The organism is Streptomyces sulphureus DSM 40104, assembly GCF_000381025.1.
Classification (GTDB): domain Bacteria; phylum Actinomycetota; class Actinomycetes; order Streptomycetales; family Streptomycetaceae; genus Streptomyces; species Streptomyces sulphureus.
Window position 1 is genome coordinate 317,409 of the sequence record NZ_KB905817.1, and the last position, 8,637, is coordinate 326,045.

An 8,637-nucleotide genomic window follows, 5' to 3' on the forward strand; every position below is an offset into this window, starting at 1 on the left:
GTGGTTCGTACGTCGCCCTGGCAGTGATGCGGCAGACGGGTGGTGTCGCCGTTCCGGGCTGCCGCCCGCTCGCGGCTGCGAGCACACGACCGGCTCCCTCACGCCGGGAGCGAGCCGTCCCTGCCGGACGACGGGTCCGCTGGTGAACCGGCGTTGTCATGACGGAGGTTGGCAGGGCATCGGGCAGCACGCCGGTGTTCCGCGCGATGGCGATCGCCGCTCCGGCCTCACCGCTCACGATGTCCGCGCCAACTGCGCTGAAGCCCTTCGTTCACCGGTGGCTCAACCTCCGCACAAGCGCACGGTGTTGAGGTGCCCCGGCGGGTTCATCCAGTCGTGGGAACCTCTCGCACGCCGCGGTGGCACGCCCGTCCACGAGCGCCGTCTACAGGGCTCGCCCGCTCGGACGACGTCCGAAGGTGCGGCGTACGACGGGCGGGGCCCGGCGCCGGTCCGCGCTACAGCGAGCAGCCCACTGTCACCGGCTCGTTGACGAGGGTCACCCCGAAGGCGTCGAAGACGCCGGCGCGCACCTCGCGGGCGAGGGAGAGGAGGTCTGCGGTGGTGGCCTCACCGCGGTTGGTGAGGGCGAGGGTGTGCTTCGTGGAGATGCGGGCGGGCCCGGTGCCGTAGCCCTTGGTGAACCCGGCCTTGTCGATCAGCCAGGCAGCGGAGGTCTTGGTGCCTCCCTCGCCGGCCGGAAAGGCGGGGGGCTCGACGCCGGCACCGAGGCGTGCGCCGGCGCGAGCGCGGAAGGCGGCGAACTCGGCGTCGTCGAGGACCGGGTTGGTGAAGAACGAGCCGGCCGACCAGGTGTCGTGGTCCGTCGCGTCGAGGACCATGCCCTTGCCCGCGCGGAGCGCGAGGACGGTCTCCCGTGCGCGCTCCACCGGCACGCGCTCCCCCGCGCCGACGCCCAGAACGCGTGCCGTCTCGGCGTACTTCAGCGGCGCGGAGAGCCCGCCCGCGTCCTCCAGTCGGAACCGGACGCGGAGCACCGTAAAGCGGTCGGGTTCGGCCTTGAAGCGGCTCCAGCGGTATCCGAAGCCACACTCCTCGTTCGGGACGGTGACGGTCTCGCCACCGATCCGGTCGTACGCGATCACCTCGGTGAGCGTGCTGGAAACCTCCTGGCCGTAGGCGCCCACGTTCTGCACCGGAGTGGCACCCGCCGAACCCGGGATGCCGGCGAGGCACTCGACGCCGGCGAGCCCCGCCTCCACGGTCCGCGCGACCGCCTCCGACCAGTTCTCACCGGCGGCGAGTTCGAGATCGGTGCCGTCGAGCACACACCCGCGGGTCGCGATCCGCAGCACCGTCCCGGCGAAGCCCTCGTCCGCGATGACCAGGTTGCTGCCGCCCGCCACGATCAGCAGCGGGGTGCCGCTCGCGTCGGCCTCGCGCACAGCGGCGACGACCTGCTCGTCCGTCTCGGCGGTGACCAGCCGTGCGGCCGGGCCGCCCAGTCGGAGGGTGGTCAGCGGAGCGAGCGGGGCACCGTACTCGGTGCGCGGCTGCGGGGCTTCGGTGGTGTCGAGTTCCTGCACGGTGCCAAGCGTACGAGGTCCGCGCCGCGCGCCCGGCGCCGTCCCGCGGCGCCGGGCGCCGGGTGCGGTCACGCCAGGCGGACGACGGCGCGGGACATCCCGAGCACCTTCTGCCCCGCGCTCGTCGCGGTGAGGTCGACGCGGACCGTGCGCGCGTCGTCGTCGAGCTTCGCCGCAACCTTGGCGGAGACCTCGATCTCGGCGCCCTTGCCGTCGTCGGGCACGACGACGGGCTTGGTGAACCGCACCCCGTAGTCGACGAGGGCGCCCGGGTCCCCCGTCCAGTCGGTGACGACCCGGGCCGCCTCGGCCATGGTGAACATGCCGTGCGCGATGACGTCCGGGAGGTCGACCTCCTTGGCGAACCGCTCGTTCCAGTGGATCGGGTTGAAGTCGCCCGAGGCGCCCGCGTAACGGACGAGGGTCTCCCTCGTCACGGGGAAGCGCTGGGCCGGCAGTTCGGTGCCGACCTCGACGTCGGCGTACGCGATCCTCGCGCCCATGCGGCTCACTTCCCTTCTGCCGAGTCGGACTCGGGGCCCCTGACGACGACCTTGGTGACGGCGGTCACCACGGGCTCGCCCGCGCTGTCGTACACGTCCCCGCGGATGTCGAGGATGTCGTTCCCGGACATGGACTTGATCGAGTCGATCGTCGAGGTGACCGAGAGGCGATCGCCCGCGAGCACCGGCCGGTGGTAGTGGAACTTCTGGTCGCCGTGGACGACCCGTCCGTAGTCGAGCTGGAGCGTCGGGTCCTGGAGCGCCTGCCCCGCCTCCCGGAACGTCAGCGAGAAGACGAAGGTGGGCGGCGCGATCACGTCCGCGTACCCGAGAGCCCGCGCGACCTCCGGGTCGGTGTAGGCCGGATTGGCGTCCCCGATCGCCTCGGCGAACTCCCGGATCTTCTCCCTGCCGACCTCGTACGTACGCCCCGGCGGATAGCTCCGCCCCTCGAAGGACTTGTCGAGCGCCATCGGCGCCACCTCCTGCTGCTTCGGTGCCTCGCGCCTCGTCTGCTCGACGGGGGGGGGTTGCTGCGGCGCCGCGGGATGCACCACCGCCGCCCCCGCGTGCGCGGGGAGCAGCATACCTATGGGGGTGGCTAGGGCGGTGTGCAGGGAGCACTCGCGAAGTCCCCGCGAATGGGGGGGAGAAACGGCCCGGAGCCGTTGAGGCGGGCGTGATCAGGGGAGCAGCCCCGCCACGGGCAGATGCCGGTTGGCGCCCTGGGACCATCCCCGCATGCGCGGGGAGCAGGCATAGCGGTCGCAGTGCTTTCCGCATCGGGACCATCCCGCACGCGCGGGAGCAGCCCGACATCTTGTAATCGGTCACCAGGAGCCCGGGATCATCCCCGCACGCGCGGGGAGCAGATGTCCTCGATGAAGTCCGCTTCGAGGTGGTAGGGACCATCCCCGCACGCGCGGGGAGCAGATCGCGGCGACTTCCTGGGCGCGATTCTCGGAGGGACCATCCCCGCACGCGCGGGGAGCAGTCAGTAGCGATGCGGCCGAACCCGATCAGTTCGGGACCATCCCCGCACGCGCGGGGAGCAGTCCTCGGTGGACTCGCTGTGCGCCGGCCGCTTGGGACCATCCCCGCACGCGCGGGGAGCAGATCGGGTCGTCGCTGTGGATGAGGTGGCCCGAGGGACCATCCCCGCACGCGCGGGGAGCAGGCTCGTTGACCTGCACGTTTCTCAGCGGCCGACCCCCACTGAAGCAACTTGTCCCGAGCGTGACAAATCGGACACCGTCACGGCAGCCAAGCGCACACACGACAAAGCCGCCCCCTGACGACACAGGGAGCGGCCTCGCGGAAGAACTTCCGGCCCTCGGAACGCGGACGTCAGCGCGTCTCGCGGTGGACGGTGTGACGGTTGTCCCTGGGGCAGTACTTCTTCATCTCGATCCGGTCGGGGTTGTTCCGACGGTTCTTCTTGGTGATGTAGTTCCGCTCCTTGCACTCCACGCAGGCCAGCGTGATCTTCGGGCGGACGTCTGTGGCAGCCACGTTGAGTGCTCCTTGACAAACGGATGGACAAACGCAGAAATAGTAGCCGATCGGAGGACCGACCCTGCAATCGGCTACTGTCGGTGAAGTAGCGGTGACCGGACTTGAACCGGTGACACAGCGATTATGAGCCGCTTGCTCTACCGACTGAGCTACACCGCCACGATGCGGCGGCCTCCACCGACGGCAGAGGACCAGTCACATCAGAGCCCCAAAACGGAATCGAACCGTTGACCTTCTCCTTACCATGGAGACGCTCTGCCGACTGAGCTATTGGGGCGAGCGGGGAAGACATTACACGCCTCGCAGCCAAAGGTGAAATCCGTACCGGCCCCCTGAACCCTCCCACGCCGCGCACCCGCGACCGCCCCCAACTGCCGTTCCGGGAGGCCGAGCCGGGCCGCACGCCGCCTCCGCCGCAGTCCGCAGAGCTGCGAGGGGCGGCGTCCCCACCGCACCACAGCGGTACGACTATTCGGTCGTTCCCCGCCGCGCTCTCCCCTGCGCCCTACGCTCGATCCGCGCGCCGCCCGCCCGGGGCGCCCCGGGCCAAGTGACCTCCGCGCCCCTGGGAGACCGATGACCGAGAGTGAGCCGCAGGAGCCGTCAGAGCCAGAGCGCGAGCCCGGCCGCGGCGAACCCGAACGCGAGTCGCGCGAAGGACCCCGCACTCCCCCGCTCGTCCTGCGCGGGGCGCGTCTCGCCGACGGCCGCACCGTCGACGTCCGCGTCGCGGGCGGCCGTATCGAGGCGGTCGGCACGGCCGGCAGCCTCGCCGTCGGGTACGGCAGGCGCGGGGCCGCGCTCGTCGACCTCGCCGGCTACCTGCTCCTCCCCGCACCCGCCGAGCCCCACGCGCACTACGACTCCGCGCTCACCGCCGACCAGGCCCCGCCCGCGGAGGACCGTCCGGCCGGCCCGCCGTCGTACGAGCCGGAGGACGTGCAGCGCCGCACCACCCAGGCCGCGCTCCTCCAACTCGGCCAGGGTGCCACCGCGTCGCGCACCCACGTGCGCATCGGGGACGTCGCCGGACTCTCGGGGCTGGAAGCGGTGCTGCAGGCGAGACGCTCGCTGCGTGGGCTCATCGATCTCAGCGCCGTCGCGGTGCCGCGGCTGCTCACGGGGGCCGCGGGTGCCGAGGGGCTGGCGATGCTGCGGGACGCGGTGAAGATGGGGGCCACCGCCGTCGGCGGCTGCCCCGACCTCGACCCCGATCCCGCCGGGTACGTGGAGGCGGTCCTGACGGTCGCCGCCGAGCACGGCTGCCCCGTCGACCTGCACACCGAGGGCGACGACCCGGCGCGGCTCACCCGTCTCGCCGCGGCGGCCGGCGGGTTCCGGCCCGCGGTGAGCATCGGGCCGTGCGGCGGCCTCGCCCGGCAGCCGCACCGGACCGCCGTCCGCTGCGCCGAGCAGCTCGCGGCGGCCGGCGTCACCGTCGTCTGCCTGCCGCAGGGGAGTTGCTCCGCCGTGGAGCGGTCCTCGCCCGAACTCCCCTCGCGGGCCGCGCCGATGAGCGTGCTGACGCGGGCCGGCGTCTCCGTCGCCGCGGGGAGCGGGGCGCTGCGCGACGCGTCGAACCGGGTGGGGAGGGGCGATCCGCTGGAGGCCGCGTACCTCCTCGCCTCGCACGGTGAGGCGCCTCCGCACGCCGCGTACGAGGCGGTGAGCGGTGCGGCCAGGGCTGTGATGGGGCTGCCTGAGGTGCGCGTCGAGGCCGGCTTCCCCGCCGATCTGCTCGCGGTGCGGGGGGACGAGCTCGCGGGTGCGCTGTCGCTCGCGTACAGCAGGGTGGTGGTGCACCGGGGGCGGGTCGTGGCGCGGACCAGCGCGGTGCGGGAGTTCTGCGACTTCGCCACGGCCGCCGAGTTGGGGCTGCCGCGGCAGTCCCAGGGCTGAGGGGCAGCGGGTAGGAAGGAGACCGCGCGCGAGCGGACTCGTCGGCGTACGGTCGGGGACATGCGCACTGTGATCGCTGGAGGACACGGAAAGATCGCCCTTCGACTGGAGCGGCTGCTCGCCGGACGGGGCGACCGGGCGGCGGGCATCGTCCGACGCTCCGCGCAGGCGAGCGACCTGCTCGCCGCCGGAGCCGAACCCGTCGTCTGCGACCTGGAGTCCGCAAGCGTCGACGACGTGGCGAAGCACCTGGAGGACGCCGACGCCGCCGTCTTCGCCGCCGGCGCCGGACCCGGCAGCGGCGTCGCCCGCAAGGAGAGCGTCGACCGGGCCGCCGCGGCGCTCTTCGCCGACGCCGCCGAACGCGCCGGGGTGAGCAGGTTCCTCGTCGTCTCCAGCATGGGAGCCGACTCCTCCGTGGATGCCGAGCACCCGCCCCCGGGCATGGAGCCGGTCTTCGCGGCCTACCTCCGCGCCAAGGGCCAGGCGGAGGAGGACATCCGCGCACGCCCCGACCTCGCCTGGACGATCCTGCGCCCCGGCCGCCTCACCGACGACCCGGGCACCGGACGCGTCACCCTCGCCCCCTCGACAGGCCGCGCCGAGGTCACCAGGGACGACGTGGCGGCCGTGCTCCTCGCGCTCCTCGACGAGCCGCGGGCGGCCGGCGAGACGCTGGAGCTGATCGGCGGGGAGACGCCGATCCAGGAAGCGGTGGAGTCGATCGCCGGGCGCTGAGCACGGCGGCCGGCGTACGCACGAAGAGCGGGTCCCGCTCCTTTCCTACGACGCCGGCTGCCGCACCGGCTCGGGGAGGACCTCTGCCACGTCGCCCGGCGCGACGGCGGCGTCGACCTCGCCGCGGCAGACCGAGAGAAGGGCGTCGGACGCCCAGTGCCCCGCGACGCCGGAGCGCGCGGAGAGGTACTCGGCGATGCGTTCCGGTGCCCAGGCGTGCGACTCCCGCAGCCCGGAGGCGAGTTGGTGGAGGTAGAGCGCCGAGGGCGCGGTGCAGGTGACGTCGTTCCTGCACCAGGGCGCGGTGAAGGTGAGGACCGGCCGGCCGTCGAGCGACCCGGCGCAGACGAGCGTCTCGTACGGGCCCGGTCCCGTCTCCAGCCTGCCCGCGGCGAGGACCGCGTCGAGGTCGAGGTCGGCACCCGGGTCGCGGTGCATCTCCTGGGCGGCGATGTCCGAGAACTGCTCGACGCTGACTAGGTGGGCCCGCGCTGCGGCGATGCCCTCGGCGGCCGGGTCGTAGAAGGCGACGCCGCCGGTCCACACCGGGGACTCGCCCGCGAAGTAGACGTCACCGGGGAGCGCGACGGCCGTGGACTCCAGCGGGTCGCGGGGGTCGCGGCATCCCGGGTAGGTGCGCCCGGTGCCGGGCGGGCAGCCGCCGGCGAGGTAGTAACGCAGGCGGGAGAGGTGCAGGTTGGAGCCGAACGACGCGTACCAGACGTACCGCGGCGCAGCACTCTGCCCCTGCAACGGGGAAAGCTGCCGGGGCTCGGTCACGTTGACTCCGCGTGGGGTCGGGGTGGGCCGTCTGTCGGGCGGGTGCTCGGGGCACTGAAGTCCGATCCGTCGAAAGCGTAACTTTTCGGGCCTTCCATGCGGAGGTCGAGGGGCCGTGAGATAGGCCTCAACGGGTGAATGACGTCGATCACGCCCGGTCGACGGCGGGGAGCGCACTCGTTGCGTCGTCGCGAAGTGACGCCCCGCAGCGCGCCGTTGAGTGTTCGCTCCGGGCCGAAGCGCCGGCGCCCTCGTCGGCGCAGGGACAGCATCCCCGTATGGCGCCGCTCCTCGTTCTCGTGCACAGCCCGCTCGTCGGGCCGACCACCTGGCACCCCGTCGCCGAACGCCTCAGGACCGCGGGGCACGAGGTCCGGGTCCCGTCGCTGCTCGACGTCGGCTCCGGCGAGCCGCCGTACTGGCCGCGCGCGGTGGACGCCGTACGGGAGAGCCTCGCCGGGGTGCCGGACGACGCCCCCGTCGCGCTGGCGGCGCACAGCAACGCGGGGCTGCTGGTCCCCGCGATCCGCGCGGGCATCGCCCAGCCCGTGGCGCACTCGCTCTTCGTCGACGCCACGCTGCCGGCGACCGCGGGTCCGAGCCCCGCGCTCCCGCCGGAGCTGCTGGAGGCGCTCCGCCCGATGGCCGTCGACGGGGTGCTGCCCCGCTGGACCGACTGGTGGCCGGAGGACGACGTCGCCGCCATGCTCCCGGACCCCGAGCTGCGCCGGGCGATCGTCGAGGAGCAACCCGCCCTGCCTCTCGCCTACTTCGAGCAGTGTTTGCCCGTGCCTCGTGGGTGGGGGGACGGGGCCTGTTCTTACCTGCAGTTCAGTCCGCCTTACGACGGTGAGGCGGCGGATGCCCGGGATCGGGGATGGAAGGTGGAGCGGCTGCCCGGGACGCATTTGCAGCAGGTTGTCGACGCGGGGGAGACGGTGCGGTGGGTTGTGCGGATGGTGGGGGGCGGGTGAGGGGCGTTCGGGGCTTGGGGTCAGTGCTCCGGGGGCGCCGGGGCTCTGAGTGGGGGCGCCTCTGCGTCGGCGCGCCTGCGGTCGTGTACGGGGGCGCTCGGCTCGGGCGCCCGTGTCGTGGTCCGTCGTCGCCGGGCGGCTCGGTGCATCCGCGCTGAGGCTGGGCGGCGTCATGGCTCGGCGTCTGCATCGCTCGGCAGCGGGTGACCGTGCGGTACGGGTCCGGTGGGCGGTCACGCGGCGTGGGACTCATGACGGTGCCCGGGTGAGCGCGGTGTGCACAACATGCCTTCCCTGAAGGCAAGTTGAGAGGACGCCGGATGTCCCTGCATGCGTGGGGAGCCGGACGTCGTCAACGAGCTGGCCCTTGTCCATGGGGACCAATGCCGCGTGTGCGGGGGGCAGCAGAAGATTCCGACGAGCACGTTGCCGGCGCTGGGTCCATCGCCGCGTGCGCGGGGAGCAGCCCTCGTCCTGCCCCCGGAACTTCGGCTTGTGGGGTCCATCCCCGCGCATGCGGGGAGCAGGTCCTTCCGGATGGCGCCGAAGAGGGTCCCCTCGGGTCCATCCCCGCGCATGCGGGGAGCAGCCCGGCCGGACCCGATGGCCCGGCCGGAGGACGGGTCCATCCCCGCGCACGCGGGGAGCAGTCCAGGTCGCCCAACGTTTTGATGCGGCGGG

Annotated in this window: 8 protein-coding genes, 2 tRNA genes and 1 CRISPR repeat array; of the genes, 3 read left to right on the top strand and 7 right to left on the bottom strand. The window is 72.9% G+C overall.

Annotation, left to right across the window (positions count from 1 at the left end; translation table 11 throughout):
• Positions 1 to 458: 458 nt before the first annotated feature.
• The 6 genes from F603_RS0116540 to F603_RS0116565 all read right to left on the bottom strand — a co-directional run bounded on the left by F603_RS0116540 (position 459) and on the right by F603_RS0116565 (position 3,842).
• Positions 459 to 1,547, bottom strand: coding sequence for a UDP-N-acetylmuramate dehydrogenase (locus F603_RS0116540; RefSeq protein ID WP_019547100.1), 1,089 nt, complete (start codon positions 1,545 to 1,547; stop codon positions 459 to 461).
• Between the two features lie 68 nt (positions 1,548 to 1,615).
• Positions 1,616 to 2,050: a MaoC family dehydratase gene (locus F603_RS0116545; RefSeq protein WP_019547101.1), complete on the bottom strand. Its 435-nt coding sequence runs from the start codon at positions 2,048 to 2,050 to the stop codon at positions 1,616 to 1,618.
• A 5-nt stretch (positions 2,051 to 2,055) separates the two neighbouring features.
• The gene (locus F603_RS0116550; RefSeq protein WP_026328475.1) at positions 2,056 to 2,523 is read right to left on the bottom strand and encodes a MaoC family dehydratase N-terminal domain-containing protein; all 468 of its coding nucleotides are present in this window, start codon (positions 2,521 to 2,523) and stop codon (positions 2,056 to 2,058) included.
• Positions 2,524 to 2,893: 370 nt separating this feature from the next.
• Positions 2,894 to 3,227: direct repeats of the CRISPR family, unit length 29 nt; unit sequence GGGACCATCCCCGCACGCGCGGGGAGCAG.
• A 170-nt stretch (positions 3,228 to 3,397) separates the two neighbouring features.
• Positions 3,398 to 3,562, bottom strand: a complete 165-nt coding sequence (rpmG, locus tag F603_RS0116555; RefSeq protein ID WP_019547103.1) for a 50S ribosomal protein L33 — start codon at positions 3,560 to 3,562, stop codon at positions 3,398 to 3,400.
• 89 nt (positions 3,563 to 3,651) lie between these two features.
• Positions 3,652 to 3,724, bottom strand: a tRNA-Met gene (locus tag F603_RS0116560).
• A gap of 45 nt (positions 3,725 to 3,769) precedes the next feature.
• Positions 3,770 to 3,842 (bottom strand) — tRNA-Thr (locus F603_RS0116565).
• A gap of 299 nt (positions 3,843 to 4,141) precedes the next feature.
• On the opposite strand from F603_RS0116565, the gene F603_RS0116570 reads away from it, so the two are divergent.
• Both F603_RS0116570 and F603_RS0116575 read left to right on the top strand, forming a co-directional pair.
• Positions 4,142 to 5,464: an amidohydrolase family protein gene (locus tag F603_RS0116570; protein ID WP_019547104.1), complete on the top strand. Its 1,323-nt coding sequence runs from the start codon at positions 4,142 to 4,144 to the stop codon at positions 5,462 to 5,464.
• 60 nt (positions 5,465 to 5,524) lie between these two features.
• Entirely contained in the window at positions 5,525 to 6,202 is a 678-nt protein-coding gene (locus F603_RS0116575) for an NAD(P)H-binding protein (RefSeq protein WP_019547105.1), read from the top strand.
• Between the two features lie 45 nt (positions 6,203 to 6,247).
• On the opposite strand, the gene F603_RS0116580 is transcribed toward F603_RS0116575, so the two are convergent.
• Positions 6,248 to 6,982 (bottom strand): hypothetical protein, encoded by a 735-nt coding sequence (locus F603_RS0116580; RefSeq protein ID WP_019547106.1) that lies wholly within the window; start codon positions 6,980 to 6,982, stop codon positions 6,248 to 6,250.
• Positions 6,983 to 7,260: 278 nt separating this feature from the next.
• Between F603_RS0116580 and F603_RS0116585 the strand changes: the two genes are divergently transcribed.
• A complete protein-coding gene (locus tag F603_RS0116585; RefSeq protein ID WP_019547107.1) occupies positions 7,261 to 7,956 on the top strand; it encodes a lipase family protein in 696 nt (231 codons plus the stop codon).
• The last annotated feature ends 681 nt before the right edge of the window (positions 7,957 to 8,637 follow it).

What these genes read in the sequence shown, in the direction of transcription:
- F603_RS0116550 (WP_026328475.1), bottom strand. Translation starts at nt 2,523, where the DNA reads ATGGCGCTCGACAAGTCCTTCGAGGGGCGGAGCTATCCGCCGGGGCGT.
- F603_RS0116575 (WP_019547105.1), top strand. Translation starts at nt 5,525, where the DNA reads ATGCGCACTGTGATCGCTGGAGGACACGGAAAGATCGCCCTTCGACTG.
- F603_RS0116570 (WP_019547104.1), top strand. Translation starts at nt 4,142, where the DNA reads ATGACCGAGAGTGAGCCGCAGGAGCCGTCAGAGCCAGAGCGCGAGCCC.
- F603_RS0116545 (WP_019547101.1), bottom strand. Translation starts at nt 2,050, where the DNA reads ATGGGCGCGAGGATCGCGTACGCCGACGTCGAGGTCGGCACCGAACTG.
- F603_RS0116585 (WP_019547107.1), top strand. Translation starts at nt 7,261, where the DNA reads ATGGCGCCGCTCCTCGTTCTCGTGCACAGCCCGCTCGTCGGGCCGACC.